Here is a 26,855-nt window from a genome sequence, read left to right as displayed (position 1 = left end):
AACTATTACGAAGGTTCTCTAGGCCATACCGGGCGGTTGCCAGGGCCGGAAGCCGCAGTACCCAACCAACGAGGAATTCGTCATGGCTTTAACAGTAAACACCAACACTACTTCCCTGGGCGTTCAGAAGAACCTGAACCGTGCGTCCGACGCTCTGTCGACCTCGATGACCCGTCTGTCCTCCGGCCTGAAAATCAACAGCGCCAAAGACGACGCTGCTGGCCTGCAGATCGCTACCCGCATGACTTCGCAAATCCGTGGTCAGACCATGGCTATCAAAAACGCCAACGACGGTGTTTCGATCGCTCAGACCGCTGAAGGCGCTCTGCAAGAGTCGACCAACATTCTGCAACGTATGCGTGAAATCTCGCTGCAATCGCGAAACGACTCGAACGGTACTGCTGACCGTACCGCTCTGGACAAAGAATTCCAACAGTCCGTTGCTGAACTGACCCGTATCGCTCAATCGACCAACCTGAACGGTAAGGCTCTGATCGACGGTACTGCTGGTGCCATGCAGTTCCAGGTAGGTTCGAACACTACTTCCGACAACCAGATCACTCTGACCCTGTCGACCAGCTTCGACGCCAGCGCCCTGGGCATGACCGGCATGGTGATCTCGGGTCTGGACAACACCGCCAACCACACCAACGTTGACGCTTCGATCTCCGCGATCGACGCTGCTCTGGCAAACATCAACGCCACTCGCGCTGACCTGGGTGCTGCTCAGAACCGTTTCTCGAGCACCATCTCCAACCTGCAGAACATCAACGAAAACGCCAGTGCTGCACTGAGCCGCGTACAAGATACCGACTTCGCTGCTGAAACTGCACAGCTGACCAAGCAACAAACTCTGCAACAAGCTTCCACCGCAGTTCTGGCTCAGGCCAACCAACTGCCATCCGCTGTACTGAAACTGCTTCAGTAATAGCTGATGAGTTTTGGCGGGGGAGTGCGCTTGCGCGCTCTCTCGCTTTTTCACTTTGAGAGGTGATGGACATGGATATGAGCGTCAAGCTGAACTTGTCTTATCCTGCGGCCAAGCAGGCGACGACTGTTGCCGAAAAGCCTGCGGAGAAGCCTCGAGCGGAAACTGCACCCGTGGTGGCCGTCAAGGAAGAAAATAAAGGCGCAAAAACCGAACAGGAACAACTGAAGATGGCCGTTGAGGAAATCGAGAAGTTCGTACAGTCGGTCAAGCGCAACCTGGAGTTTTCGATTGATGAGCCTTCAGGCAAAGTAGTGGTCAAAGTGATTGCCAGCGACTCCGGTGAGGTGGTTCGTCAGATCCCCAACGAAGAAGTCCTGAAACTGGCAAACAGTTTGAATGATGCAAGCAGCCTGTTGTTCAGCGCAAAAGTCTGACAGCTGGCACGAATTTTGTTGCTATGTTCTTTTGGGCGTTGTAGTGGTCAAAAGACCGGCGACACACTGAAGGGAGCTCCACATGGCAAGTCCAATTCTACCGGGTCTGGGTTTAGGCTCTGGCCTTGATACCACCGCCATCGTCAAAGCGTTGGTGGATGCCGATAAGGCCGCCAAACAGAATCAGATCACTCGTCAGTCGACTACCAACACCTCGCAGATCTCCGCGATTGGTAGTCTCAAAAGTGTTCTGGCGAACTTCCAGACTGCGATCAAGAATCTGGGCAGCACCACAAACCAGCAATTTCTGGGTTTTACCGCGACGGCCGCCGATACAAAGGTGCTGACTGCGGTTGCCAGTAACACGGCCGTCAACGGCTCGTACGTGGTCAAAGTCGACAACCTTGCGACCTCTTCAAAAGTGGCGACCGCTGCTTTTGTTGGTGGCGCCAGCACCTCTATTCCAGAAGGTACGCTGAACATCACCCAGAACGGCGTCAGCCGCCCCGTGACCATTCCGCCGGGCGCGACCCTGCAATCGGTGCGTGATGCGATCAACACCCAGCAGGGCGCCAACGGCTTCAGTGCCAACATCGTTACCGACCAGTTCGGTTCGCGTCTGGTCATGGGTTCATCGACCACGGGTGCCGGCTCCGACATTACCCTCAGCGGTATTGCCGGCCTGGAAATCACCGCCGGCCAGAAGATGGGCACAACGCCAACGGCGGCCTCCGCTGGCGCCATCGGTGAGCTCGCGATGGATGCCAAGTTCAGCGTCGATGGTCTGGCGTTGACCAGCAAGAGCAACACCGTGGACAAGGCTGTATCCGGTCTGACCCTGAATCTGGTCGCCGGTGGTGGTGTCAGCACAACCGTAACAGTGGGTCCGAACAACGATGGCTTGAAAAAGTCCATTCAATCGTTCGTAGATGCTTACAACCAGGTTGTGACCAGTGTGACCGCTTTGACCAAGCCATCCCTTGATGATGACGGCAAGCCGACCATTCCTGCGGCGTTGACCGGTGATCCGTTGGCGCGCGGTATTCTGGCGTCGATCCGTGAGCCGCTGACCACGACCGGTGCAGGTGACAAGCTCACCGTTCTGTCGCAGTTGGGGATTACCACCAACCAGAAGACCGGTGCGCTGGATTTCGACGCTACCAAGTTCTCTGCTGCAATGGGCGCGCAACAGCTTGGTGGCGAAGTCCAGAAGCTGTTCATGGGTGATCCGACGAAGACCGGTGATGCCGCCAAGGGCTTGCTGGACCGCATGAACGATTCCATCGCGCCTTATACCGTTACGGGTAAGGACGGCATTCTTGATTCGCGTTCGACCAGCCTGGCCAAGACCAAAACCAACCTGGCCAACCAGCAACTGGCGCTGGATCGCCGCGTCGAGACACTGACCGCGGTGCTGACCAAGAAGTACAACGACATGGATACCCTTGTCGGTAAGCTGAAAGCAACGGCAAGCAACATCACTTCGATGTTCGAGGCGATGAACGCTCAGAAGAATGCCTGATAGCGCTTAAGCGCCAAAAGCCCGGCAGCGGATTACGCTTGTCGGGCTTTTTGGTTTCGAACCTAAAGATTTTTGACGCCGTGTCGATAGACTGGTTATACGAATCACAGAGTTTTGGATGAGGTAGAACATGAACCCGATGTTAGCCCTTCGGCAATATCAGAAGATTGGCGCGCAAGCCCAGACTTCCGAGGCCAGTCCTCATCGTCTGGTGCAAATGCTGATGGAAGGCGGCCTGGACCGAATTGCCCAGGCCAAAGGTGCGATCGAGCGCAAGGACATCCCTAACAAGGGCGTGTTGATCAGCAAGGCCATCGGCATTATCGGCGGCCTGCGTGAAGGTCTGGATCTGGACAACAAGGCTGAATCGGTAGGCGAGCTGGACAGTCTCTACGCTTACATGATGAAGCGTCTGGCGGAAGCCAACGTCAAAACCGACCCGAAGATCCTCGACGAAGTCGCTGACCTGCTACGCACGGTCAAGGACGGCTGGGATGCCATTGGCACGCCGGCTCCACAGTTTTAAGGAGATCACCATGAGTCTTGTATTGCAGCGAATCGAAGAAACCCGCGAGGCTCTGGCCGGTGCTCTGGCCGAGCGCAACTGGGAAGCCATCAGCGAGCTGGATATGGCTTGCCGATCCTGCATGGAAGACGTCTTGAGTGAAGCTTCGGTGGACGAGGCCGCATTGCGCGACAACCTTGAGGAATTGCTCGGGGTTTACAAACAGTTGCTGGATGCAGCGACCGGGGAGCGGCAGGCAATAGCCGATGAGATGTCGCAGATCACCCAAGCGCAGAATGCGGCAAAGGTTTACCATCTGTTTGGTTAATTAACCCCCAGTTAATCCAGACATGTGCGCCATAAATTTGACTGTGCACGGTTTTTTGACTTAACTAGTGGCTGATTTCAGATTTCAGGCGTCTACAGGCACATGGTGTCCTGCAAGCGTCTCGCTTGCCCCATTTTTCGGGCATTGAGTTGACTAGGGAAGTTGCTATTGCATGTGGCGTGAAACCAAAATTCTGCTGATCGATGACGATAGCGTCCGCCGCCGCGACCTGGCGGTGATTCTAAATTTTCTCGGCGAAGAAAATTTACCCTGCGGAAGCCATGACTGGCAGCAGGCAGTCGGCTCTTTGTCGTCTAGTCGTGAGGTCATTTGCGTACTGATCGGGACGGTCAATGCTCCTGGTGCGCTTTTGGGCTTGTTAAAGACACTCTCAACCTGGGATGAGTTCCTTCCAGTGTTGTTGATGGGCGATAATTCTTCCGTCGATCTGCCGGATGACCAGCGTCGCCGCGTGCTGTCGACCCTCGAAATGCCGCCCAGCTACAGCAAACTGCTCGACTCGCTGCACCGTGCCCAGGTCTACCGCGAGATGTACGACCAGGCCCGCGAGCGCGGCCGTCATCGCGAACCCAATCTGTTCCGCAGCCTCGTCGGCACCAGCCGGGCGATCCAACACGTGCGCCAGATGATGCAGCAAGTGGCCGACACCGACGCCAGCGTGCTGATCCTCGGCGAGTCCGGTACCGGCAAGGAAGTGGTTGCGCGTAACCTGCATTACCATTCCAAGCGTCGCGACGCGCCATTCGTGCCGGTCAACTGCGGGGCGATCCCGGCAGAGCTGCTGGAAAGCGAACTGTTTGGTCACGAGAAGGGCGCTTTCACCGGTGCCATCACCAGCCGTGCTGGCCGTTTCGAACTGGCCAACGGCGGTACGCTGTTTCTCGACGAAATCGGCGACATGCCGCTGCCGATGCAGGTCAAGCTGCTGCGCGTGCTGCAGGAGCGCACCTTCGAGCGCGTGGGTAGCAACAAGACCCAGAGCGTCGACGTGCGCATCATTGCCGCGACCCACAAGAATCTCGAAAGCATGATCGAGATCGGCACCTTCCGCGAAGACCTCTACTATCGCCTGAACGTGTTCCCGATCGAGATGGCGCCGCTGCGTGAGCGCGTCGAAGACATCCCGTTGCTGATGAATGAACTGATTTCGCGCATGGAACACGAAAAGCGCGGCTCGATCCGTTTCAACTCGGCGGCGATCATGTCGCTGTGTCGTCACGGCTGGCCGGGCAACGTCCGCGAACTGGCCAATCTGGTCGAGCGCATGGCGATCATGCACCCGTACGGGGTGATCGGCGTGGTCGAGTTGCCGAAGAAATTCCGCTACGTCGATGATGAAGACGAGCAAATGGTCGACAGCCTGCGCAGTGATCTCGAAGAGCGCGTGGCGATCAATGGCCATACGCCGGACTTCAGTGCCAATGCCCTGTTGCCGCCGGAAGGCCTGGACTTGAAAGACTACCTCGGTGGGCTGGAGCAGGGCCTGATTCAGCAGGCGCTGGACGATGCCAATGGCATTGTGGCGCGTGCGGCCGAGCGTCTGCGTATCCGCCGTACCACGCTGGTCGAGAAGATGCGCAAGTACGGCATGAGCCGGCGTGATGGTGATGAACAGGCGGATGATTGACGCCTGTTTTTTAACTCCCTCATTTATAAGCAGTTTTTTTTAGGCACGGGTATTGCTACATCCCTCGCAACGTTCCGTTTAACTGACGGTCAGCCAAGCGAGAGAGCACAATGCCCCAAGCCGCCCAGATGTCATCTGCCTCCAGTCCCGAGGGGCAATCGTCCTCCGTAGAACAGGCAAGCCGACAGGGCCTTGAGCAGGCGTTCGCGCTGTTCAATCAGATGTCCAGCCAGTTGACCGACTCCTACAGCATGCTTGAAGCGCGGGTCACCGAGCTCAAGGGCGAGTTGGCCGTGGTCAGTGCCCAGCGCATGCAGGAACTGGCGGAAAAAGAACGCCTGGCCAACCGCCTGCAAAACCTTCTGGACCTGTTGCCCGGGGGCGTTATCGTCATCGATAGCCACGGCATTGTGGTCGAAGCCAATCCGGCGGCCATCGAGTTGCTCGGGCTGCCGCTGGAAGGCGAATTGTGGCGCCAGGTGATTGCCCGCTGCTTCGCCCCGCGTGAAGACGACGGTCACGAAATTTCCCTGAAAAACGGTCGACGCCTGTCGATCGCTACCCGCTCGCTGGATGCCGAGCCGGGGCAATTGGTGCTGCTCAACGATTTGACGGAAACCCGTCACCTGCAAGATCAGCTGGCACGCCACGAGCGCCTGTCGTCGCTGGGGCGGATGGTTGCCTCGCTGGCGCATCAGATCCGTACGCCATTGTCCGCAGCCTTGCTCTACGCCAGTCATTTGACTGAGCAGGAATTGCCGGTCGCCACCCAGCAGCGTTTTGCCGGTCGCCTCAAAGAGCGCCTGCATGAGCTGGAACATCAAGTGCGCGACATGCTGGTATTCGCCCGTGGTGAATTGCCGCTGACCGATCGCCTCACCCCGCATGCCCTGATGCAAGCGCTGCAAGCTGCAGCCCTGACCCACGTGCAGGATCTGCCGATTCGCTGGCAGTGCGACAGTCACGTCGGCGAGTTGCTGTGCAATCGCGACACGCTGGTCGGGGCGTTGTTGAATCTGATCGAAAACGCCATTCAGGCCAGCACCGCCGAGGTGCGCCTGAAAGTGCATTGCTACGCCCGCGATAACACTTTGCGCCTGTGCGTCAGTGACAGTGGTAGCGGTATCGATCCCGTGGTGCTCGCCCGTCTGGGTGAGCCGTTTTTTACCACCAAGGTCACCGGTACTGGCCTCGGCCTGACCGTGGTCAAGGCTGTGGCCCGTGCGCATCAGGGAGAATTGCAACTGCGCTCACGTGTTGGGCGCGGTACGTGCGCGCAGGTAATCCTGCCGCTGTTTTCCGCTGTACAGGGAGCTGAGTGAAAGACATGGGCATCAAGGTTTTGCTGGTCGAGGATGACCGCTCGTTGCGCGAAGCACTGGCCGATACGCTGCTGTTGGCCGGCCATGATTACCATGCAGTCGGCAGCGCTGAAGACGCGTTGACGGCCGTGGCGCGCGAGGCGTTCAGTCTGGTGGTCAGCGACGTCAATATGCCCGGTATGGACGGTCATCAATTGCTCGCCTTGCTGCGCGCCCGTCAGCCGCAATTGCCGGTGCTGCTGATGACCGCGCATGGCGCCGTCGAGCGTGCGGTCGATGCCATGCGCCAGGGGGCGGCGGATTATCTGGTCAAGCCGTTCGAGCCCAAGGCATTGCTCGATCTGGTTGCGCGGCATGCGTTGGGTTGTATCAGCGTCGGCGAATCCGAGGGGCCGATCGCCGTCGAGCCGGCCAGTGCGCAATTGCTCGATTTGGCCGCCCGCGTGGCGCGCAGTGATTCCACGGTGTTGATCTCCGGTGAGTCCGGCACCGGTAAAGAAGTACTGGCGCGCTACATCCATCAGCAATCCCATCGCGCCAATCAGCCGTTCATTGCGATCAACTGTGCGGCGATCCCCGACAACATGCTCGAAGCGACATTATTTGGTCACGAGAAGGGCTCGTTCACCGGTGCCATCGCGGCGCAGGCCGGCAAGTTCGAACAGGCCGACGGCGGCACTATTCTGCTCGACGAAATTTCCGAAATGCCTTTGGGCCTGCAAGCCAAGCTGCTGCGCGTATTGCAGGAGCGTGAGGTCGAGCGTGTCGGCGCGCGCAAACCGATCAATCTGGATATTCGTGTGGTCGCCACCACCAACCGCGATCTGGCGGGCGAAGTAGCGGCGGGGCGCTTCCGTGAAGATCTTTTTTACCGTCTGTCGGTTTTCCCCCTCGCTTGGCGTCCACTTCGCGAGCGCACTGCCGATATCTTGCCGCTGGCTGAGCGCTTGCTCGCCAAGCACGTCAATAAAATGAAGCATGCGGCGGCAAAACTGTCGCCAGCGGCGCAAGCCTGTCTGACCGGATACGCGTGGCCAGGCAATGTGCGCGAGCTGGATAACGCCATTCAACGGGCGCTGATCCTGCAGCAGGGCGGGTTGATTCAGCCGCAGGATTTCTGCCTCGCCGGGCCGGTGACGTTTGCCGCTTTGCCGGTGGCAGCACCGGCGCCTGCGCTGATTCGTGCAGTCGACATCGAGGCGGATTCCGCCGGCGCACTGGGCGATGACCTGCGTCGTCGGGAGTTTCAGATGATCATCGACACCCTGCGCACTGAGCGCGGGCGTCGCAAGGAAGCGGCGGAAAAGCTTGGCATCAGCCCACGCACCTTGCGTTACAAACTGGCGCAAATGCGCGATGCCGGGATGGACGTCGAAGGTTATCTGTTCGCCACCTGATTTGCGCCGCAAGGATTTCAAAACGCTTTTCTGAAAGGGTCGGGCCTGAGCTGGCACCCTTGTTGCTAACACCTGTGTACCCGCCGAGTGAGTGTCAAAAAATTGCGGGCCGCCCAAGAGAGTAGACCATGAGCCAAGGTATTGAATTTAATCGGTTGATGATGGACATGAAATCCATGCAAATGGATGCCATGTCTGCGCCGAAATCGACTGCAGCTGTCCCTGAACTGGCGGGCAGCAGCTTTTCCGACATGCTCGGTCAGGCCATCAACAAAGTCAGCGATACCCAGCAGGCGTCGACCCAATTGGCCAACGCCTTTGAAATCGGCAAGAGCGGCGTCGATCTGACGGACGTAATGATTTCTTCGCAGAAAGCCAGCGTGTCGTTCCAGGCTCTGACCCAGGTGCGCAACAAACTGGTTCAGGCTTATCAAGACATCATGCAGATGCCGGTATAAGGACGAGATTGAGTCATGGCAGAAGCAGTCGCCGATAACGTTCCGGCCAAGGCCACCCCGATAGACGGCAAACCGCCGCTGTTCGGCCTGTCCTTCCTGGAAAACCTCTCCGAGATGACCATGCTGCGTCAGGTGGGCCTGTTGGTCGGCCTGGCTGCGAGCGTGGCGATTGGCTTTGCCGTGGTGCTGTGGTCGCAGCAGCCGGATTACCGTCCGTTGTACGGCAGCCTTGCCGGCATGGACGCCAAACAGGTCATGGACACCCTGGCCTCGGCCGACATCCCGTACACCGTTGAACCGAACTCCGGCGCCTTGCTGGTCAAGGCCGATGATCTGTCTCGCGCGCGCCTCAAGCTCGCGGCCGCTGGTGTCACTCCCAGCGATGGCAACATCGGTTTTGAAATCCTCGACAAGGAACAGGGACTGGGCACCAGCCAGTTCATGGAAGCGACCCGTTACCGTCGCGGCCTCGAAGGCGAACTGGCGCGGACCATCTCCAGCCTGAACAACGTCAAGGGTGCCCGCGTGCATCTGGCGATTCCGAAGAGTTCGGTGTTCGTGCGTGACGAACGCAAGCCAAGCGCTTCGGTGCTGGTCGAACTGTACAGCGGTCGTTCGCTGGAGCCGGGCCAGGTCGTTGCCATTATCAACCTGGTGGCAACCTCCGTTCCCGAGTTGAGCAAGTCGCAGATCACCGTCGTCGACCAGAAGGGCAACCTGCTCTCTGATCAGGCGGAAAACTCCGAAATGACCATGGCCGGCAAGCAGTTCGATTACAGCCGTCGCATGGAAAGCATGCTCACCCAGCGCGTGCACAACATTCTGCAACCGGTACTGGGCAATGATCGCTACAAGGCTGAAGTGTCGGCCGATGTCGATTTCAGTGCCGTCGAGTCGACCGCCGAGCAGTTCAACCCGGATCAACCGGCGTTGCGCAGCGAGCAGTCGGTCAACGAACAACGCACCGCCAGCAATGGCCCGCAAGGTGTGCCGGGTGCCCTGAGCAACCAGCCGCCCTCGCCAGCCTCGGCACCGCAAACCACCGGTGGCGCAGCGGCGCCGGCAAGCATGGTGCAGCCAGGTCAGCCATTGGTTGACGCCAATGGCCAGCAGATCATGGACCCGGCCACCGGCCAGCCAATGCTCGCGCCGTACCCGGCGGACAAACGTCAGCAATCGACCAAGAACTTCGAACTCGACCGTTCGATCAGCCACACCAAACAGCAGCAGGGTCGCCTGAATCGTCTGTCGGTGTCGGTTGTTGTCGACGATCAGGTCAAGGTCAACGCGGCCAACGGTGAAACCACCCGTGCGCCGTGGAGCGCCGACGAATTGGCGCGCTTCACGCGCCTGGTGCAGGACGCCGTCGGTTTCGACGCCAGCCGTGGTGACAGCGTCAGCGTGATCAACATGCCGTTCTCCGCCGAGCGCGGTGAAGTGATCGCCGATATTCCGTTCTACTCCCAGCCATGGTTCTGGGACATCGTCAAACAAGTGCTGGGTGTGTTGTTCATCCTCGTGCTGGTGTTTGGTGTGCTGCGTCCGGTGCTCAACAACATCACCGGCGGTGGCAAAGGCAAGGAGCTGGCCGGTCTTGGCGGCGACGTGGAACTCGGTGGCATGGGCGGCCTGGACGGCGAACTTTCCAACGACCGCGTAAGCCTCGGTGGTCCTCAGAGCATTCTGTTGCCGAGCCCGAGCGAGGGTTACGACGCGCAGCTGAATGCAATCAAGAGTCTGGTGGCAGAAGACCCGGGTCGCGTGGCCCAGGTCGTGAAAGAGTGGATTAACGCAGATGAGTGATAACCGAGCCGCTGTCGCTAAACTGTCCCGGGTCGATAAAGCGGCGATTCTGCTGCTGTCCCTGGGCTCGACCGATGCTGCGCAAGTGTTGCGCCACATGGGCCCGAAAGAGGTTCAGCGTGTGGGTGTGGCGATGGCGCAGATGGGCAACGTCCATCGCGAGCAAGTCGAACAGGTCATGAGCGAGTTCGTCGACATCGTCGGCGACCAGACCAGCCTGGGCGTCGGTTCCGACGACTACGTGCGCAAAATGCTCACCCAGGCCCTGGGTGAAGACAAGGCCAACGGCCTGATCGACCGCATCCTGCTCGGTGGCAACACCAGTGGCCTCGACAGCCTGAAATGGATGGAGCCGCGCGCCGTTGCCGACGTGATCCGTTACGAACACCCGCAGATCCAGGCGATCGTGGTGGCGTACCTTGATCCGGATCAGGCCGGTGAAGTGCTCGGCAACTTCGACCACAAAGTGCGTCTGGACATCATCCTGCGCGTGTCGTCGTTGAACACCGTGCAACCGGCAGCACTGAAAGAACTCAACCAGATTCTCGAGAAGCAGTTCTCCGGCAACTCGAATGCCTCGCGCACCACCCTGGGTGGCATCAAGCGTGCGGCGGACATCATGAACTTCCTCGACAGCTCGATCGAAGGCCAGCTCATGGACTCGATCCGCGAAGTCGACGAAGACCTGTCCGGTCAGATCGAAGACCTCATGTTCGTGTTCAACAACCTCGCCGATGTCGACGACCGTGGCATTCAGGCGCTGTTGCGCGAAGTGTCTTCCGACGTGCTGGTGCTGGCCCTCAAGGGTTCGGACGAAGGCGTCAAAGAGAAGATCTTCAAGAACATGTCCAAGCGTGCCGCCGAACTGTTGCGCGACGACCTCGAGGCCAAAGGCCCGGTGCGCGTCAGCGACGTCGAAACCGCGCAGAAAGAAATCCTCACCATTGCCCGTCGTATGGCCGAAGCCGGCGAAATCGTACTCGGCGGCAAGGGTGGCGAGGAAATGATCTAAGCCCATGGACAAGCACGACGACGATGTGACGGATCTGATCCGTGCCCGCGATGTTCGCGGATTTGAATCCTGGGCGATGCCCAGCTTCGATCCGCCGAAACCTGAGCCGGAGCCTGAGCCGGAACCCGAGCCGCCGGAAATGGAAGAAGTGCCGCTGGACGAAGTCCAGCCACTGACCCTGGAAGAACTCGAAAGCATCCGTCAGGAGGCTTACAACGAGGGCTTCGCCACTGGCGAAAAAGAAGGTTTTCACAGCACCACGCTGAAGGTCCGTCAGGAAGCCGAAGTGGCTTTGGCAGCGAAAGTCGCCAGCCTTGAGCAACTGATGGGGCACCTGTTCGAACCGATTGCCGAGCAAGACACGCAGATCGAAAAGTCGCTGGTCGACCTCGTGCAACACATCGCCAAACAGGTGATCAAGCGCGAACTGGCGATCGATTCGACGCAGATCGAGCAGGTCATGCGCGATGCGCTCAAGCTGTTGCCGCTGGGCGTGGAAAACGTGCGCCTGTACGTCAATCCGCAGGATTTCGCTCAGGTCAAAGCCCTGCGTGAGCGCCATGAAGAAACCTGGCGCATCGTCGAGGATGACACGCTGTTGCCCGGCGGTTGCCGGGTAGAAACCGAGCACAGCCGCATCGATGCCAGCATCGAGTCGCGCGTCAGTCAGGTCATGGCCAAGCTGTTCGATCAGTTGCATGAGCAGGCCTTGCACCCGGCCGCAGCGGACCTGAGCCTGGACATCGCCGAAGACGCCAAGCCGGTCGTCGACGCTGACGAGCCGCTCGCGGACACCCCCGATGCGCCTTGAACGCACCAGCTTCGCCAAGCGCCTGAGCACCTATGCCGAGGCCACCGAGATTGCCGGTGCGCCGATCCTTGAAGGCCGCCTGCTGCGCATGGTCGGCCTGACCCTCGAAGCCGAAGGCCTGCGCGCTGCCATGGGTACGCGCTGCATGGTGATCAATGACGACAGCTACCACCCCTCCCAGGTGGAAGCGGAAGTCATGGGTTTCTCCGGCAATAAAGTCTTCTTGATGCCCGTCGGCAGCGTTGCCGGTATCGCCCCCGGCGCCCGCGTGGTGCCGCTGGCTGATGCCGGTCGGTTGCCGATGGGCATGAGCATGCTCGGTCGTGTGCTCGATGGCGCCGGTCGTGCGCTGGACGGCAAGGGCGGCATGAAAGCCGAAGACTGGGTGCCGATGGACGGCCCGACGATCAACCCGCTCAACCGTGACCCGATCAGCGTGCCGCTGGATGTCGGCATCCGTTGCATCAACGGTTTGTTGACGGTCGGTCGCGGCCAGCGTCTCGGTCTGTTCGCCGGTACCGGCGTCGGTAAATCCGTGCTGCTGGGCATGATGACCCGCTTCACCGAGGCCGACATCATCGTCGTTGGTCTGATTGGTGAGCGGGGTCGAGAAGTTAAAGAATTCATCGAGCACATTCTCGGTGAAGAAGGCCTCAAGCGCTCCGTGGTCGTCGCCTCGCCAGCGGACGATGCGCCGCTGATGCGTTTGCGTGCCGCGATGTACTGCACGCGCATCGCCGAGTATTTCCGCGACAAGGGCAAGAACGTCCTGTTGCTGATGGATTCGCTGACCCGTTTCGCTCAGGCCCAGCGGGAAATCGCCCTGGCCATCGGCGAGCCGCCGGCGACCAAGGGTTATCCGCCGTCGGTGTTCGCCAAGTTGCCGAAACTGGTGGAGCGCGCGGGTAACGCGGAGAAGGGCGGTGGTTCGATCACCGCGTTCTACACGGTACTGTCCGAAGGCGACGATCAGCAGGACCCGATTGCCGACTCGGCGCGCGGCGTACTCGACGGCCACATTGTGCTGTCGCGGCGTCTGGCCGAAGAAGGGCACTACCCGGCCATCGACATCGAGGCGTCGATCAGCCGGGTGATGCCGTCGGTGGTCGGCATCAAGCACATGAACCATGCGCAGATGTTCAAGCAATACTGGTCGCGTTATCAGCAGAGTCGCGACCTGATCAGCGTCGGCGCTTATGTGGCCGGTGGTGACCGCGAAACCGACACTGCGATCAGCTTGCAGCCGTCGATGTCGCTGTACTTGCGTCAGGGCTTGAACGACAACATCAACATGGGCGCCAGTGAAAATCACTTGGCCTCGATCTTCGCTCCGGCGCCCGGCGGTTAACCGGCCATGGCCCTGAGTCGAGCCGCGCGTCTGGTGCCGGTGGTGGACATGGCCGAGAAGGCCGAGAAAGCCGCCGTGCAACGCCTGGGGTATTTCCAGGGCCAGGTGAAAGTGGCCGAAAGCAAACTCGCTGACCTCAACGCCTTTCGTCTGGATTACTCGCAGCAATGGATCGTGCGCGGCAGCACCGGCGTGACCGGGCAATGGCTGCTCGGCTTCCAGGGCTTTTTGGCGCAACTCGACACCGCCGTTGATCAGCAGCGCCAGAGCCTGGTCTGGCACCAGAACAATCTGGAAAAGGCGCGTGAGGCCTGGCAGCAGGCGTTTGCCCGGGTCGAAGGGTTGCGCAAGCTGGTGCAGCGTTACCGCGACGAGGCGCAGCGGGCCGAGGACAAGCGTGAGCAGAAGCTGCTGGACGAGTTGTCCCAGCGCCTGCCTCGGCAGAATCCGTACTGAAGATCAACAGATCGCAGCCTTCGGCAGCTCCTGCAGGGGATCAGTGTAGGGGTTGCCGAAAGCTGCGATCTTTTGATCTTGCTTCCAACCTTGCCCCATCCCCTGCCAAGTGCTAAACCTTGTACACGTTCGTCAATGACAAGGAAGCCAGTCAATGTCAGTCGTTACAGATCTTTCTCCAGATGGTCAAAAACTGACTATCTCAGTCAAGGGGCGATTTGATTTCGGTCGTCACCAGGAGTTTCGCGAGTCCTACGAGCGTCTCGATCAGAAACCCGAGTCCATCGTGGTCGACCTCAAAGAAGCCACCTACCTCGACAGCTCGGCCTTGGGCATGCTGCTCCTGCTGCGTGATCACGCCGGCGGCGACGAGTCCGACGTGCGGGTCGTCAACAGCAACTCCGACGTGCGCAAAATCCTCGCCATCTCCAATTTCGACAAACTCTTCGACATCAGTTGACCAGCATGCAGGCGCAAGAGCCGCTGACCATTCTGATCGCCGAGGACAGTGCCGCCGACCGCTTGCTGCTGTCGACCATCGTTCGTCGTCAGGGGCATGAAGTGCTGACGGCGGCCAACGGTGCCGAAGCGGTCGAGGTGTTTCGCCGCCAGCAACCGAGTCTGGTGTTGATGGACGCCATGATGCCAGTGATGGACGGCTTCGAAGCGGCGCGGCAGATCAAGGCGCTGGCAGGGGAAACGCTGGTGCCGATTATCTTCCTGACCTCGTTGACCGAAAGCGAAGCGCTGGCGCGTTGCCTTGAGGCCGGTGGCGACGATTTTCTGGCGAAGCCGTACAACCAGGTGATCCTCGCCGCCAAAATCAAGGCGATGGATCGCTTGCGACGTCTGCAAGCTACCGTGCTGCAACAACGCGACCTGATTGCCAAACATCACGACTACCTTCTCAACGAACAGCGCGTCGCCAAAGCGGTGTTCGACAAGGTGGCGCATGCCGGCTGCCTGAGTGCGCCAAACATCCGATACCTGCAATCGCCCTACGCGCTGTTCAACGGCGACCTGTTGCTGGCGGCCTACACGCCAGCGGGCGACATGCACGTCATGCTCGGCGACTTCACCGGCCACGGTTTGCCGGCAGCGGTGGGCGCGATGCCTTTGGCCGAAGTCTTCTATGGCATGACCGCCAAGGGCTATGGCCTGGCCGAAACCCTGCGCGAAATGAACGCCAAGCTCAAACGCATCCTGCCCGTGGACATGTTCTGTTGCGCGACGTTGCTGTGCCTGAGTTTTCAGCGACGCTCGGTGGAAGTGTGGAATGGCGGCATGCCTGACGGCTACTTGCACCGGATCGCCACGGGCGAGCGCGAACCGTTGGCGGCGCGCCATTTGCCGTTGGGCGTGCTCAGTCCACAGGCGTTCGATGACCGCACTGAAGTGCATTCGATGGCAGTTGGCGACCGGGTTTTCGTGTTGTCCGACGGGGTCATCGATACCAGCGATGCCAACGATCAGTTGTTCGGTGTCGAGCGTCTGCAGCGAGTGTTCGCCGCCAACCGTGAGCCTGATCGGTTGTTCGAGGACATCGAGCAGGCGCTACGGGATTTTCGCGGTGAGGCGCGCGACGACGTGAGCATGGTCGAGGTCAGCCTGCTTGAGCTGGCACAGGTCAATCCGTCGGCGCCGGTGTATTCCGACAGCGGTCAGTCCTGTCCGCTGGACTGGTCGGTGAGCTTCGAGTTTCGCGGGGCTACACTCAGACGTTTCAACCCGTTGCCGTACCTGCTGCAGTTGCTGTTGGAGGTGCATGGTTTGCGCGGGCAGAGCGGCGCGTTGTACAGCGTGCTCGCCGAGCTCTACTCCAACGCGCTGGAGCATGGCGTGCTGGGTCTGGATTCCAGTCTCAAGCGCGATGCTGCCGGTTTTGCCCTTTATTATCAGCAGCGCAATCAGCGGCTCGATGCCTTGCAGGAGGGTTTTGTGCGTGTTCATCTGCAGGTGAAGCCCGTGAACAACGGCGGATGCCTGCTGATCCGGGTCGAAGACAGTGGCAAGGGCTTTGATGTGGCGCGAGTGATGGAGCGGCCATTGGACGGCGTCCGTCTGTCGGGGCGCGGTGTCAGCCTGATCCGGCAATTGGGGCATAACGCCAGTTGGTCGGACGAAGGTCGTAGTGCTTGCGTGGAGTTTTTCTGGGAGGTTCAGGCATAATCCGCGCAATTCTTGATCAAGGAGTGAGCAAGTGACTGACCAACATGTGGATCGCGAGGCGCTAAGCGTACTGCGCGAAGTCATGGAGGACGGGTATCCGGAGTTGCTGGATACCTTTCTGACCGATTCCGAAAGTCGCTTGGTTGAGCTGCGCAAGACTGCAGACGCCAAGGTCTTGTCGGAGGTTGCCCATAGTTTCAAGGGCAGCGCCAGCAACATGGGCGCTGTGCGCCTGGCAGAACTCTGTCAGACGCTGGAGTCAGAAGCCAAAGACAAAAGCCCTTCGGAAATTGCCATGCTGGTGACTGATATCAGCAATGAGTTTGCTGATGTGCGCCCTGTCTACGAAGACGAGCGACAGCACGCGCTCGCGCATTAACCAAGCCATCCGGCGCTTTTCTCGGGTGTCGGGCAAAACTGGCCCGGCACTTGCAGCTATCTCCCTCAACTGTACCTACGATCCCAGTGCAGCGGAGACCGTGTTATGCCTGCGACCCCCAATATTCTTCTTCAGACCGCCGCCCAGGCGAAGGCGCAAGCAGCCTCTGCCAAATCGTCGGCATTGGCCGCAGACCCCGGCGACAAGGGCACAAGCTTCGCTCAAGTGTTCGCCGATCAAGGGCCGAACAAGCCTGCCGCGAGCACTGACAATTCGCTGAAACCGGCGCGCGACAAGGTCGCTGACAACAGCGGCAAAAAAGACCTTGGCAAAGATCAGTCTGCCGCCGCGAACCCGGCGGTTGCCGATAGCGGCAAAGCGTTGCCTGCCGACAAGCCGGTTGCCGCCGATGACAAGACCGCCAGCGACGACGACAGCGCCGACACCCCGCAGACCCCGGTAGCCGATACTGCGCCTGTTGACCCGGCGCTGGACCCGGCGTTGGCAGAAGTCGTGCAGCCGCTGGTGACTGCGCCTGTCGCGCAACCGCCAGTGGTTGAGACGCCGACACCGCCGAAAGTCGAAACACCGGCAGTGGCGGTACTGCCAGCGGTGGTCAAAGACCCGGCGGCCAATGCCGACAGCGATTTTGATCCTGAGGCCGACCCCCTCGATGCCTTGCCGGCCGTGCGCATGGCGATGGAGCAGGGCGGGCATATTTCCGCCGCCAGCCAGGCGCAACCGAAAGCCTCGCCAGCGCAGGCTCAGGCTGACGGCGAATTGACCACCGCACAGAACTTCGCTGCCGGCATGGCCAGCATGCTCGACGTACAGGCCGACAAGGACAGCACCAGTCAGGGCGGCGAAAAAGCCTTCAGCGGGCTGATCGATGACGGTCTGAAAGACCTCAAGTCCGCCACCAGCGACACCCGTGTCGATGACTTTGCCAACCGTCTGGCGGCGCTGACGCAAGCGGCCACGCCAAAAACCGCCAACGCGGTGCCGGTGAACCAGCCCATCGCCATGCACCAGAGCGGCTGGACCGAAGAAGTGGTCAACCGCGTGATGTACCTGTCGAGCGCCAATCTGAAGGCGGCGGATATTCAGTTGCAACCGGCGGAGCTGGGGCGTCTGGATATTCGCGTGAACATGGTTCCGGATCAACAGACCCAGGTGACGTTCATGAGCGCGCACCCGAGCGTGCGCGAAGCGCTCGACGGGCAGATGCATCGGCTGCGTGAAATGTTCACCCAGCAGGGCATGGGCCAGGTCGACGTTAACGTGGCTGATCAGGGGCGTGGCTGGCAGGGGCAGGGTCAGGAACAGGCGCAGCAGGGCCAGAGTGGCCGCACCAGCGCCGCCGGTGGTCGTCTGGATTCGGCAGACGAAGAGTTGACGCCCGCAGCGGTGGCTGAGTCTGTTGCCCAGACCACTAGCGTCATCGGCACCAGCGCGGTCGACTATTACGCCTGACACACCGCTGTACCTTGTGGGAGCTGGCTTGCCAGCGATGGCGGCGGCACATGCGAAATCAATGTGTCAGACAAATCGCAATCACTGGCAAGCCAGCTCCCACATGGTTTTGCATCAGTCGACAGATACCTCTCGTCAATCCCTTTGACACTTCTGGCATAACACTTGCTCTTGCCTTGCCGTGCGACTGTGAAAACCCGATTAGTGACGGATTATTGGCATGGCGAAGAGCGATACAGCAGCAGTGAAAGACCCCGCAACCAAAGGCAAACTCAAGCTGATCATTGTGATCGTGCTGGCGTTGCTGTTGGCCATTGGTGCTTCCGTGGGGGCGACCTGGTTCTTCATGCACAGCGCCCAGAGCAAGCCTGCCGAGGCCGCCGATGCTGCGCCGGTCGGCAAGCAGCCCGCGATTTTCGAGCCCATGGCCCCGGCGTTCGTGGCCAACTACAACCAGAACGGCCGTCAGCGCTACATGCAGGTGAGCATCACCATGCTGGGCCGCAATCAGGCCGATCTGGAAGCGCTCAAAGTGCACATGCCAGTGATCCGCAACAACCTGGTGATGCTCTTCTCCGGTCAGGATTTCGCCACCTTGGCGACGCCGGTCGGGCAAGAGATGTTGCGCCAGAAGGCCACAGCCAGCGTCCAGGAAGTGGCGCAGAAAGAGCTGGGCAAAGTGGTGATCGAACAGTTGCTTTTCACTAATTTCGTACTGCAGTAGGAACACGACATGGCCGTGCAGGATCTGCTGTCCCAGGATGAAATCGATGCGCTGTTGCATGGCGTCGACGATGGTCTGGTACAGACCGATAACGCTGCCGAACCCGGCAGTGTCAAAAGCTACGACCTGACCAGCCAGGATCGCATCGTCCGTGGACGCATGCCGACTCTGGAAATGATCAACGAGCGTTTTGCCCGATACACCCGCATCAGCATGTTCAACATGCTGCGCCGCTCGGCGGACGTTGCCGTCGGTGGCGTCCAGGTGATGAAGTTCGGCGAATACGTGCACTCGCTGTACGTGCCGACCAGCCTCAACCTGGTCAAGATCAAACCGTTGCGCGGCACTGCGCTGTTCATCCTCGACGCCAAACTGGTGTTCAAACTGGTGGACAACTTCTTCGGCGGCGACGGCCGTCACGCGAAGATCGAAGGGCGTGAATTCACCCCGACCGAACTGCGTGTGGTGCGCATGGTGCTGGAGCAGGCTTTCATCGATTTGAAAGAAGCCTGGCAAGCGATCATGGAAGTCAATTTCGAGTACATCAACTCGGAAGTGAACCCGGCGATGGCCAACATCGTCGGCCCGAGCGAGGCCATCGTGGTGTCGACTTTCCACATCGAACTCGACGGCGGTGGCGGCGATCTCCACGTGACCATGCCGTATTCGATGATCGAGCCGGTGCGTGAAATGCTCGACGCCGGTTTCCAGTCGGACCTCGACGATCAGGACGAACGCTGGGTCAATGCCCTGCGCCAGGACGTGCTCGACGTCGACGTGCCGATCGGTGCCACCGTGGCGCGTCGCCAGTTGAAACTGCGCGACATCTTGCACATGCAGCCGGGGGACGTGATCCCGGTCGAGATGCCGGAAGACATGATCATGCGCGCCAACGGCGTGCCGGCCTTCAAGGTCAAGATGGGCTCGCACAAAGGCAACCTCGCGTTGCAAGTGATCGAGCCGATCGAGCGTCGCTGAAGCGGCGCCACACCCCCTTTTGCATTAACTGAATTGTTGCCCGCCGAGGACACATGATGAACGACGATATGAACGCCCAGGACGATCAGGCACTGGCCGATGAATGGGCTGCTGCCCTGGAAGAAACCGGTGATGGCCAAGCTGACATCGATGCACTGCTGGCGGCTGACGCCTCCAGCGGCTCGCGTCTGCCGATGGAAGAGTTCGGCAGCGTGCCGAAGAACAACGATCCGGTGACCCTGGACGGGCCGAACCTGGACGTGATCCTCGACATCCCGGTGTCGATCTCGATGGAAGTCGGCAGCACCGACATCAACATCCGCAACCTGCTGCAACTCAACCAGGGTTCGGTGATCGAGCTGGACCGTCTGGCCGGTGAACCGCTGGACGTGCTGGTCAACGGCACACTGATCGCGCACGGCGAAGTGGTGGTGGTCAACGAAAAGTTCGGCATCCGCCTGACTGACGTGATCAGCCCAAGCGAACGCATCAAGAAGCTGCGCTGAGTGAAACGGTTTCTGTGGGCACTGCTGGCCTTGCCATTGAGCGCGCTGGCCGCTGAGCCAGTCGTCAACAACGCTGCGGGTGCCGCAGCCACCGTTGCTGCGCCCGTGGTCAGCAGCGGCGTGGCCGGGCAATTGACGCAATTGGTGCTCGGTCTGCTGCTGGTGCTCGGCCTGATCTTCTTGCTCGCCTGGCTGTTGCGCCGGGTGCAGCAGGCAGGTCCGGCGGGCAAAGGCCAGGTGATCGAGTTGATCGGTTCGCGCGCGCTCGGCCCGCGTGACCGCTTGATGCTGGTACAGGTCGGCAACGAGCAGATTCTGCTCGGCTTGAGCCCCGGCACCATCACCGCGTTGCATGTACTCAAGGAACCGGTGCCGGTCCCCGCGACCAGCGAGAAAGCCACCCCGGAGTTTGCTCAGCATCTGTTGAAGATGCTCGGCAAGGATCAGAAGGATAAGAAGTAATGGGTGCGCTACGCATCGTCTTGACGCTGGCCCTGTTGCTGGCCGCGCCGCTGGCGTTCGCCGCCGATCCGTTGTCGATCCCGGCGATCACGTTGGGCACCAACGCCGACGGCGCGCAGGAATATTCGGTCAGCCTGCAGATTCTGCTGATCATGACTGCGCTGAGCTTCATTCCGGCGTTCGTCATGCTGATGACCAGTTTCACCCGGATCATCATCGTCTTCTCGATCCTGCGTCAGGCCCTCGGTCTGCAGCAGACGCCGTCGAACCAGATCCTCACCGGCATGGCGTTGTTCCTGACCATGTTCATCATGGCGCCGGTGTTCGATCGGGTGAACAACGATGCGTTGCAGCCGTACCTGGCGGAAAAACTCACCGCGCAGCAAGCGGTGGAAAAGGCCCAGGTGCCGATCAAGGATTTCATGCTCGCGCAAACCCGCAGCAGTGATCTGGAGCTGTTCATGCGCCTGTCCAAGCGCACGGACATCGCTACGCCGGATCAGGCGCCATTGACCATTCTGGTCCCGGCGTTCGTCACGTCCGAGCTGAAAACCGCGTTCCAGATCGGCTTCATGATCTTCATTCCGTTCCTGATCATCGACCTCGTGGTGGCGAGTGTGCTGATGGCGATGGGTATGATGATGCTCTCGCCGCTGATCATTTCGCTGCCGTTCAAAATCATGCTGTTCGTGCTGGTGGATGGCTGGGCGCTGATTATCGGCACGCTGGCGAGTAGCTTCGGCGGTGTCTCGCCATGACCCCGGAAGTTGCGGTCGACATCTTCCGTGAAGCGTTGTGGCTGACCACGATGATGGTCGCGGTGCTGGTGATTCCGAGCCTGCTGGTCGGTCTGCTGGTGGCGATGTTCCAGGCCGCGACGCAGATCAACGAACAGACCCTGAGCTTCCTGCCGCGTCTGCTGGTGATGCTGGTGACCCTGATTGTCGCCGGCCCGTGGCTGGTGCAGACCTTCATGGAATACATCATCCAGCTCTACCACAACATCCCGATGGTCATCGGCTAAGCCATGCAATCGCTGCTGCAGTTGACCGACACCCAGATCAGCACCTGGGTCGCGACGTTCATGTTGCCGTTGTTTCGCATCGGTTCGGTATTGATGGTCATGCCGATCTTCGGCACGACCCTGGTGCCGAAACGCATCCGCCTGTATTTCGCCTTGGCCATCACGTTGGTGATCTCGCCGAACCTGCCGCCGATGCTCCCGGTCAATGCGCTCGACCTCAGTGCCTTGCTGCTGATCGCCGAACAGATTTTGATCGGCGCAATCCTCGGGTTTTCCCTGCAGTTGTTCTTTCAGGCTTTTGTGGTGGCGGGGCAAATCGTCGCGATCCAGATGGGCATGGGTTTCGCCTCAATGGTCGACCCCACCAACGGCGTGTCCGTGGCGGTGATCGGGCAATTCTTCACCATGCTGGTGACGTTGCTGTTCCTGTCGATGAACGGCCATCTGGTGGTCTTCGAAGTCCTGACGGAGAGCTTCACCACGTTGCCGGTGGGCAGCGGGTTGATGACGGCGCATTACTGGGAGGTGGTCGGTAAACTCGGCTGGGTGCTCGGTGCTGCATTGTTGCTGGTGCTGCCGGCGATCTCCGCGCTGCTGGTAGTCAACATTGCCTTCGGCGTGATGACCCGGGCTGCGCCGCAACTGAACATTTTCTCCATTGGTTTCCCGCTGACTCTGGTGCTTGGCCTGTTCATCGTCTGGGTCGGTCTGGCGGACATTCTCAATCAGTATCAACCGCTGGCCGCCGAGGCTTTGCAGTTTTTACGCGAACTGGCACGGGCGCGCTGAGTCATGGCTGAGAGCGAAAGCGGTCAGGACAAAACAGAAGACCCCACGGAGAAACGTAAAAAGGACTCCCGTGAGAAGGGCGAGATCGCCCGTTCCAAAGAGCTCAACACCCTCGCGGTGATGCTCGCCGGCGCCGGTGGCCTGCTGATTTTTGGCGGCATGCTCGCGCAGGACCTGATGGAACTGATGCGCATGAACTTCACGCTGACGCGCGAAGTGATCATGGACGAACGCTCCATGGGCGCGTTTTTGCTCAACTCGGGGAAGATCGCGCTGGTGGCGATTCAGCCGGTCATGATCACCCTGTTGCTGGCGGCGTTGCTCGGGCCGATTGCGTTGGGTGGCTGGTTGTTCGCCGCCGGTTCCATGGCGCCGAAGTTCAGCCGGATGAATCCTGGCTCTGGCCTCAAGCGCATGTTTTCGATGAAGTCGATCATCGAGTTGCTCAAGGCGCTGGCGAAGTTTTTCATCATTCTGGCGGTGGCATTGGTGGTGCTGTCCTCGGACGTCGATGACCTGCTGCGCATCGCCCATGAGCCGCTGGATCAAGCGATCATTCACAGTGTCTTGCTGGTCGGCTGGAGTACGTTGTGGATGGCCTGCGGGTTGATTCTGATCGCTGCAGTGGACGTGCCTGTGCAGCTTTGGGAGAGCATGAAAAAGCTCAAGATGACCAAGCAGGAAGTGCGCGACGAGCACAAGGACCAGGAGGGCAAGCCGGAGGTCAAACAGCGCATTCGTCAGTTGCAGCGCGAGATGTCGCAGCGACGAATGATGGCGGCGGTGCCCGACGCCGACGTGGTCATCACTAACCCGACGCACTACGCCGTGGCGCTCAAATACGACGCCGAAAAGGGCGGTGCGCCGTTGCTGTTGGCCAAGGGTAACGACTTCCTTGCGCTGAAGATTCGCGAAATCGCCGTGGCCAACAACGTCATGCTCCTGGAGTCGCCAGCGCTGGCGCGGTCGATCTACTATTCCACCGAGCTTGATGAAGAAATCCCGGGTGGCCTGTATCTGGCCGTTGCCCAGGTGTTGGCCTACGTCTACCAGATCCGCCAATACCGCGCCGGCAAGGGCAAACGTCCGGACCCGCTCAAGGACGACCTGCCGATTCCGCCGGACCTGCGTCGCGACTCCTGATTCGCATCAACATCAAAAGATCGCAGCCTTCGGCAGCTCCTACATGGATCGAATTCCACCGGTAGGAGCTGCCGAAGGCTGCGATCTTTTGATCGTTCCCATGCTGAGCGGGGGAGCGATCTGTGCTCGACCTAATTCGGCAGTTCGAGATTATCCAGCGCCCGATTCACCGCCAACTCCCCGAGCATGATCAGTTGCGCAATGCCCAGTAGCGTCCTGCGTTGTGATGCAGGTATGAGGTTGGCGAAGTCGTTGGCGATGGTTCTGGCTGAGGCGAGGGTTTCGCAGGCGTTGGCCAGCAGCTCCTCGCTTTTGATGTCCGAAACCACGGCGTACATCGTACTGGGTTTGCGTGGCGGTCGGGTGCTGCCGGGGCAGAGGTAGTGATCGAGGGCGCGGTCGGCGGCTTCGTGGAGTTTTTTTGAATCGACGGATTCGTAGGGGGAGGTGGGGTCGGTTTCTGGCGGGTTTGGTGTTGGTTTTATCATCGGTGAAGCCTCTAGAGTAGTGAAGCTGCCACCGTTCGCTGCTAACGAAGGAGGTGGCGGCTGTACGCGGGTTAGCAGACCAGGACTCTAGAACCCGGCGCACCGAAGTGCCCCACGCAAAGCCGCCATTACGGCAACAGGCTTTGTGCGTCTAGAGAAAAACCCGGGCTGCTAAACCCGATCACTGAATGATCAGCGACCGACCCACAATAGAACCCGACCCCAAAGCGCACAAGCCGGCGGATTCTGGCGTAGCTGTAGGCAAAGGCGCAAGGATGTGTAGCCTGCGAGACGTGTCATGAGGTGTCTTTTAAACACCTGAGTTTAAAAGTCGACTTTTGCTGACTTCACTAGCCCTTCCCGAGCAGGCTCACTTCCTGATTTGGAATGCGATCCCCTGTAGGAGTGAGCCTGCTCGCGATAGCGGTCTGTCTGGTTTGAATGTATTGACTGGAAAATCCTCATCGCGAGCAGGCTCACTCCTACATTGTTCGCGTTCACCTCCCTCTCTGTTTCAATCAATCGCAAAAGTTGGAAGGCTTCTTGCAATAGCCGCCGTGCGCCTGCGTTGGGCGTCAAAAGTTTGCTTTAAAGGAACGGGGAAAACCGGTGGATCGCTCTCAGTTATTCAACACAGCACGCACAAACGTTGCCGATTTAAGTCGGGGCAATCTGGGCGTGCCGTTGCTGTTGCTGGTGATGCTGGCGATGATGATGTTGCCGGTGCCGCCGTTCCTGCTGGACGTGTTCTTTACCTTCAACATCGCCCTGTCGATCGTCGTCCTGCTGGTCTGCGTCTACGCGCTGCGGCCACTGGATTTCGCGGTGTTCCCGACCATTCTGCTGGTCGCGACCCTGTTGCGGCTGGCGTTGAACGTGGCCTCTACACGGGTGGTCATGCTCCACGGTCAGGACGGCCACGCCGCTGCCGGTAAGGTGATTCAGGCCTTCGGTGAGGTGGTGATCGGCGGTAACTACGTGGTCGGTATCGTGGTCTTCGCGATCCTGATGATCATCAACTTCGTCGTGGTGACCAAGGGTGCCGGGCGGATTTCCGAGGTGAGCGCGCGCTTCACCCTCGATGCGATGCCCGGCAAACAAATGGCGATCGACGCCGACCTCAACGCCGGTCTGATCGACCAGAACCAAGCCAAGTTGCGCCGTCAGGAAGTCGCCCAAGAGGCCGAGTTCTACGGTTCGATGGACGGTGCCAGCAAATTCGTCCGTGGTGACGCCATTGCCGGCCTGCTGATTCTGTTCATCAACCTCATCGGCGGCATGGCCGTCGGTATCTTCCAGCACAACATGAGCTTCGGCGATGCTGGCCGGGTTTACGCCTTGCTGACCATCGGTGACGGTTTAGTGGCGCAATTGCCATCACTGTTGTTATCGACAGCTGCCGCGATCATGGTGACCCGTGCTTCCGGCTCGGAAGACATGGGCAAACAGATCAATCGCCAGATGTTCGCCTCGCCGAAAGCGCTGGCGGTGGCCGCAGGTTTGATGGCGGTCATGGGCCTGGTGCCGGGCATGCCGCACTTCTCGTTCCTGAGCATGGCTGCGCTGGCTGCCGGTGGCGCCTATCTGTTCTGGAAGAAGCAAAACATCGTCAAGGTGCAGGCCCTGCAAGAGGTCAAGCGTCAACAAGAGCTGCTGCCGTCGCCGGCCCGCGCCATGGAAACCAAGGAACTGGGCTGGGATGACGTGACCCCGATCGACATGATCGGCCTGGAAGTCGGTTATCGCCTGATCCCGCTGGTGGACCGCAATCAGGGTGGGCAACTGCTCGCGCGGATCAAGGGCGTGCGCAAAAAGCTCTCTCAGGATCTGGGCTTCCTGATGCCGACCGTACACATCCGCGACAACCTCGATCTGGCACCGAGCGCCTATCGCCTGACCCTGATGGGGGTGATCCTCGCCGAAGCCGAGATCTACCCGGATCGCGAACTGGCGATCAACCCCGGCCAGGTCTACGGCACGCTCAACGGGATCAACGCCAAAGATCCGGCTTTCGGCCTGGAAGCGGTGTGGATCGAAATCAGCCAGCGCGCACAGGCACAATCGCTCGGTTACACCGTGGTCGATGCCAGCACCGTGGTTGCGACCCACTTGAACCAGATTCTGTACAAGCACTCCAGTGAGCTGATCGGCCACGAAGAAGTGCAGCAACTCATGCAATTGCTGGCCAAAAGCTCGCCGAAACTGGCTGAAGAACTGGTGCCGGGTGTGGTCTCGCTGTCGCAACTGCTCAAAGTGCTGCAAGCGCTGCTGGCCGAGCACGTGCCGGTGCGCGACATTCGCAGCATCGCCGAAGCCATCGCCAACAACGCCGCCAAGAGTCAAGATACCGCCGCGTTGGTCGCTGCTGTGCGGGTCGGCGTATCGCGCGCCATCGTCCAAAGCATTGTAGGCACTGAGTCCGAGCTGCCTGTGATCACCTTGGAGCCAAGGTTGGAACAAATATTGCTCAATAGTCTGCAGAAGGCAGGACAAGGCTCGGAAGAGGGCGTTCTGCTGGAGCCAAGCATGGCCGAGAAGCTGCAGCGTTCGCTCATCGAGGCGGCGCAGCGTCAGGAAATGCAAGGTCAGCCGGTGATCCTGTTGGTAGCAGGCCCGGTGCGCGCGATGCTCTCGCGCTTTGGCCGCCTGGCAGTCCCTGGACTGCACGTGCTGGCCTACCAGGAAATACCGGACAACAAGCAAGTGACCATCGTTGCGACAGTAGGGCCCAACGGCTGAGGTAGT

At 59.8% G+C, this 26,855-nt stretch carries 28 protein-coding genes; 27 read left to right on the top strand and 1 reads right to left on the bottom strand.

Features of this window, described 5'->3' with window-relative positions; translation table 11 throughout:
• Positions 1-82 precede the first annotated feature (82 nt).
• From EJA70_RS13350 to flhB, 26 genes are all read left to right on the top strand, one after another.
• Positions 83-928: a flagellin domain-containing protein gene (locus EJA70_RS13350; RefSeq protein WP_158831237.1), complete on the top strand. Its 846-nt coding sequence runs from the start codon at positions 83-85 to the stop codon at positions 926-928.
• Positions 929-999: 71 nt separating this feature from the next.
• Positions 1,000-1,365, top strand: coding sequence for a flagellar protein FlaG (locus EJA70_RS13345; protein WP_158831235.1), 366 nt, complete (start codon positions 1,000-1,002; stop codon positions 1,363-1,365).
• A gap of 82 nt (positions 1,366-1,447) precedes the next feature.
• On the top strand, positions 1,448-2,887 hold the full coding sequence (gene fliD, locus EJA70_RS13340) for a flagellar filament capping protein FliD (protein WP_158831233.1): 1,440 nt from the start codon (positions 1,448-1,450) through the stop codon (positions 2,885-2,887).
• Between the two features lie 130 nt (positions 2,888-3,017).
• Positions 3,018-3,413, top strand: a complete 396-nt coding sequence (gene fliS / locus EJA70_RS13335) for a flagellar export chaperone FliS (protein WP_158831231.1) — start codon at positions 3,018-3,020, stop codon at positions 3,411-3,413.
• 10 nt (positions 3,414-3,423) lie between these two features.
• Entirely contained in the window at positions 3,424-3,720 is a 297-nt protein-coding gene (gene fliT, locus EJA70_RS13330; protein WP_008077059.1) for a flagellar protein FliT, read from the top strand.
• A 172-nt stretch (positions 3,721-3,892) separates the two neighbouring features.
• Entirely contained in the window at positions 3,893-5,368 is a 1,476-nt protein-coding gene (locus tag EJA70_RS13325; RefSeq protein ID WP_008077058.1) for a sigma-54 dependent transcriptional regulator, read from the top strand.
• A 128-nt stretch (positions 5,369-5,496) separates the two neighbouring features.
• Complete coding sequence (locus EJA70_RS13320; protein ID WP_178116857.1) at positions 5,497-6,690, top strand: PAS domain-containing sensor histidine kinase; 1,194 nt, start codon at positions 5,497-5,499, stop codon at positions 6,688-6,690.
• A 5-nt stretch (positions 6,691-6,695) separates the two neighbouring features.
• On the top strand, positions 6,696-8,087 hold the full coding sequence (fleR, locus tag EJA70_RS13315) for a sigma-54-dependent response regulator transcription factor FleR (RefSeq protein ID WP_158831227.1): 1,392 nt from the start codon (positions 6,696-6,698) through the stop codon (positions 8,085-8,087).
• A gap of 128 nt (positions 8,088-8,215) precedes the next feature.
• Positions 8,216-8,545, top strand: coding sequence for a flagellar hook-basal body complex protein FliE (gene fliE, locus EJA70_RS13310; protein WP_008077055.1), 330 nt, complete (start codon positions 8,216-8,218; stop codon positions 8,543-8,545).
• Positions 8,546-8,560: 15 nt separating this feature from the next.
• Positions 8,561-10,348 carry a flagellar basal-body MS-ring/collar protein FliF gene (fliF, locus tag EJA70_RS13305; protein WP_158831225.1) on the top strand — a complete coding sequence of 596 codons (1,788 nt, stop codon included), beginning with the start codon at positions 8,561-8,563 and terminating at the stop codon, positions 10,346-10,348.
• Positions 10,341-11,360 (top strand): flagellar motor switch protein FliG, encoded by a 1,020-nt coding sequence (fliG, locus tag EJA70_RS13300; protein ID WP_007958288.1) that lies wholly within the window; start codon positions 10,341-10,343, stop codon positions 11,358-11,360. Before fliF ends, fliG begins: the two co-directional genes overlap by 8 nt.
• Before the next feature lie 4 nt (positions 11,361-11,364).
• Complete coding sequence (fliH, locus tag EJA70_RS13295; protein ID WP_158831223.1) at positions 11,365-12,171, top strand: flagellar assembly protein FliH; 807 nt, start codon at positions 11,365-11,367, stop codon at positions 12,169-12,171.
• Positions 12,161-13,519, top strand: a complete 1,359-nt coding sequence (fliI, locus tag EJA70_RS13290; RefSeq protein ID WP_158831221.1) for a flagellar protein export ATPase FliI — start codon at positions 12,161-12,163, stop codon at positions 13,517-13,519. Before fliH ends, fliI begins: the two co-directional genes overlap by 11 nt.
• 6 nt (positions 13,520-13,525) lie before the next feature.
• Positions 13,526-13,975, top strand: a complete 450-nt coding sequence (gene fliJ / locus EJA70_RS13285; protein ID WP_158831219.1) for a flagellar export protein FliJ — start codon at positions 13,526-13,528, stop codon at positions 13,973-13,975.
• A 154-nt stretch (positions 13,976-14,129) separates the two neighbouring features.
• Entirely contained in the window at positions 14,130-14,435 is a 306-nt protein-coding gene (locus tag EJA70_RS13280) for an STAS domain-containing protein (protein WP_008077648.1), read from the top strand.
• 5 nt (positions 14,436-14,440) lie between these two features.
• A complete protein-coding gene (locus EJA70_RS13275; protein ID WP_158831217.1) occupies positions 14,441-16,144 on the top strand; it encodes a fused response regulator/phosphatase in 1,704 nt (567 codons plus the stop codon).
• A 31-nt stretch (positions 16,145-16,175) separates the two neighbouring features.
• The gene (locus tag EJA70_RS13270; protein ID WP_158831215.1) at positions 16,176-16,523 is read left to right on the top strand and encodes an Hpt domain-containing protein; all 348 of its coding nucleotides are present in this window, start codon (positions 16,176-16,178) and stop codon (positions 16,521-16,523) included.
• A 105-nt stretch (positions 16,524-16,628) separates the two neighbouring features.
• Positions 16,629-17,996: a flagellar hook-length control protein FliK gene (locus tag EJA70_RS13265; RefSeq protein WP_158831213.1), complete on the top strand. Its 1,368-nt coding sequence runs from the start codon at positions 16,629-16,631 to the stop codon at positions 17,994-17,996.
• Between the two features lie 220 nt (positions 17,997-18,216).
• Entirely contained in the window at positions 18,217-18,720 is a 504-nt protein-coding gene (gene fliL, locus EJA70_RS13260; RefSeq protein WP_008077652.1) for a flagellar basal body-associated protein FliL, read from the top strand.
• Positions 18,721-18,729: 9 nt separating this feature from the next.
• Entirely contained in the window at positions 18,730-19,698 is a 969-nt protein-coding gene (fliM, locus tag EJA70_RS13255) for a flagellar motor switch protein FliM (protein WP_008077655.1), read from the top strand.
• A gap of 56 nt (positions 19,699-19,754) precedes the next feature.
• Complete coding sequence (gene fliN, locus EJA70_RS13250) at positions 19,755-20,204, top strand: flagellar motor switch protein FliN (protein ID WP_008077656.1); 450 nt, start codon at positions 19,755-19,757, stop codon at positions 20,202-20,204.
• Positions 20,205-20,666 carry a flagellar biosynthetic protein FliO gene (gene fliO, locus EJA70_RS13245; protein ID WP_158831211.1) on the top strand — a complete coding sequence of 154 codons (462 nt, stop codon included), beginning with the start codon at positions 20,205-20,207 and terminating at the stop codon, positions 20,664-20,666.
• Positions 20,666-21,424, top strand: coding sequence for a flagellar type III secretion system pore protein FliP (fliP, locus tag EJA70_RS13240; protein ID WP_008077660.1), 759 nt, complete (start codon positions 20,666-20,668; stop codon positions 21,422-21,424). Before fliO ends, fliP begins: the two co-directional genes overlap by 1 nt.
• Positions 21,421-21,690: a flagellar biosynthesis protein FliQ gene (fliQ, locus tag EJA70_RS13235; protein WP_008077662.1), complete on the top strand. Its 270-nt coding sequence runs from the start codon at positions 21,421-21,423 to the stop codon at positions 21,688-21,690. Before fliP ends, fliQ begins: the two co-directional genes overlap by 4 nt.
• 3 nt (positions 21,691-21,693) lie before the next feature.
• The gene (gene fliR, locus EJA70_RS13230) at positions 21,694-22,479 is read left to right on the top strand and encodes a flagellar biosynthetic protein FliR (RefSeq protein ID WP_158831209.1); all 786 of its coding nucleotides are present in this window, start codon (positions 21,694-21,696) and stop codon (positions 22,477-22,479) included.
• A gap of 3 nt (positions 22,480-22,482) precedes the next feature.
• Complete coding sequence (gene flhB, locus EJA70_RS13225) at positions 22,483-23,622, top strand: flagellar biosynthesis protein FlhB (protein ID WP_158831207.1); 1,140 nt, start codon at positions 22,483-22,485, stop codon at positions 23,620-23,622.
• Positions 23,623-23,753: 131 nt separating this feature from the next.
• Here flhB and EJA70_RS13220 read toward each other — a convergent pair whose 3' ends face one another.
• Entirely contained in the window at positions 23,754-24,110 is a 357-nt protein-coding gene (locus EJA70_RS13220) for a DUF6124 family protein (RefSeq protein WP_158831205.1), read from the bottom strand.
• Between the two features lie 609 nt (positions 24,111-24,719).
• Between EJA70_RS13220 and flhA the strand changes: the two genes are divergently transcribed.
• Entirely contained in the window at positions 24,720-26,849 is a 2,130-nt protein-coding gene (flhA, locus tag EJA70_RS13215; protein WP_158831203.1) for a flagellar biosynthesis protein FlhA, read from the top strand.
• Positions 26,850-26,855 lie beyond the last annotated feature (6 nt).

Source organism: Pseudomonas sp. PB103 (assembly GCF_009764635.1).
Lineage (GTDB): Bacteria > Pseudomonadota > Gammaproteobacteria > Pseudomonadales > Pseudomonadaceae > Aquipseudomonas.
This window is presented reverse-complemented; position numbering and strand designations above follow the sequence as displayed.

Excerpts from the sequence above, each read along its gene's own strand:
- EJA70_RS13350 (WP_158831237.1), top strand. The coding sequence starts at position 83 with ATGGCTTTAACAGTAAACACCAACACTACTTCCCTGGGCGTTCAGAAG.
- EJA70_RS13345 (WP_158831235.1), top strand. The coding sequence starts at position 1,000 with ATGGATATGAGCGTCAAGCTGAACTTGTCTTATCCTGCGGCCAAGCAG.
- fliD (WP_158831233.1), top strand. The coding sequence starts at position 1,448 with ATGGCAAGTCCAATTCTACCGGGTCTGGGTTTAGGCTCTGGCCTTGAT.
- fliS (WP_158831231.1), top strand. The coding sequence starts at position 3,018 with ATGAACCCGATGTTAGCCCTTCGGCAATATCAGAAGATTGGCGCGCAA.
- fliT (WP_008077059.1), top strand. The coding sequence starts at position 3,424 with ATGAGTCTTGTATTGCAGCGAATCGAAGAAACCCGCGAGGCTCTGGCC.
- EJA70_RS13325 (WP_008077058.1), top strand. The coding sequence starts at position 3,893 with ATGTGGCGTGAAACCAAAATTCTGCTGATCGATGACGATAGCGTCCGC.
- EJA70_RS13320 (WP_178116857.1), top strand. The coding sequence starts at position 5,497 with ATGTCATCTGCCTCCAGTCCCGAGGGGCAATCGTCCTCCGTAGAACAG.
- fleR (WP_158831227.1), top strand. The coding sequence starts at position 6,696 with ATGGGCATCAAGGTTTTGCTGGTCGAGGATGACCGCTCGTTGCGCGAA.
- fliE (WP_008077055.1), top strand. The coding sequence starts at position 8,216 with ATGAGCCAAGGTATTGAATTTAATCGGTTGATGATGGACATGAAATCC.
- fliF (WP_158831225.1), top strand. The coding sequence starts at position 8,561 with ATGGCAGAAGCAGTCGCCGATAACGTTCCGGCCAAGGCCACCCCGATA.
- fliG (WP_007958288.1), top strand. The coding sequence starts at position 10,341 with ATGAGTGATAACCGAGCCGCTGTCGCTAAACTGTCCCGGGTCGATAAA.
- fliH (WP_158831223.1), top strand. The coding sequence starts at position 11,365 with ATGGACAAGCACGACGACGATGTGACGGATCTGATCCGTGCCCGCGAT.
- fliI (WP_158831221.1), top strand. The coding sequence starts at position 12,161 with ATGCGCCTTGAACGCACCAGCTTCGCCAAGCGCCTGAGCACCTATGCC.
- fliJ (WP_158831219.1), top strand. The coding sequence starts at position 13,526 with ATGGCCCTGAGTCGAGCCGCGCGTCTGGTGCCGGTGGTGGACATGGCC.
- EJA70_RS13280 (WP_008077648.1), top strand. The coding sequence starts at position 14,130 with ATGTCAGTCGTTACAGATCTTTCTCCAGATGGTCAAAAACTGACTATC.
- EJA70_RS13275 (WP_158831217.1), top strand. The coding sequence starts at position 14,441 with ATGCAGGCGCAAGAGCCGCTGACCATTCTGATCGCCGAGGACAGTGCC.
- EJA70_RS13265 (WP_158831213.1), top strand. The coding sequence starts at position 16,629 with ATGCCTGCGACCCCCAATATTCTTCTTCAGACCGCCGCCCAGGCGAAG.
- fliL (WP_008077652.1), top strand. The coding sequence starts at position 18,217 with ATGGCGAAGAGCGATACAGCAGCAGTGAAAGACCCCGCAACCAAAGGC.
- fliM (WP_008077655.1), top strand. The coding sequence starts at position 18,730 with ATGGCCGTGCAGGATCTGCTGTCCCAGGATGAAATCGATGCGCTGTTG.
- fliN (WP_008077656.1), top strand. The coding sequence starts at position 19,755 with ATGAACGACGATATGAACGCCCAGGACGATCAGGCACTGGCCGATGAA.
- fliP (WP_008077660.1), top strand. The coding sequence starts at position 20,666 with ATGGGTGCGCTACGCATCGTCTTGACGCTGGCCCTGTTGCTGGCCGCG.
- fliQ (WP_008077662.1), top strand. The coding sequence starts at position 21,421 with ATGACCCCGGAAGTTGCGGTCGACATCTTCCGTGAAGCGTTGTGGCTG.
- fliR (WP_158831209.1), top strand. The coding sequence starts at position 21,694 with ATGCAATCGCTGCTGCAGTTGACCGACACCCAGATCAGCACCTGGGTC.
- flhB (WP_158831207.1), top strand. The coding sequence starts at position 22,483 with ATGGCTGAGAGCGAAAGCGGTCAGGACAAAACAGAAGACCCCACGGAG.
- EJA70_RS13220 (WP_158831205.1), bottom strand. The coding sequence starts at position 24,110 with ATGATAAAACCAACACCAAACCCGCCAGAAACCGACCCCACCTCCCCC.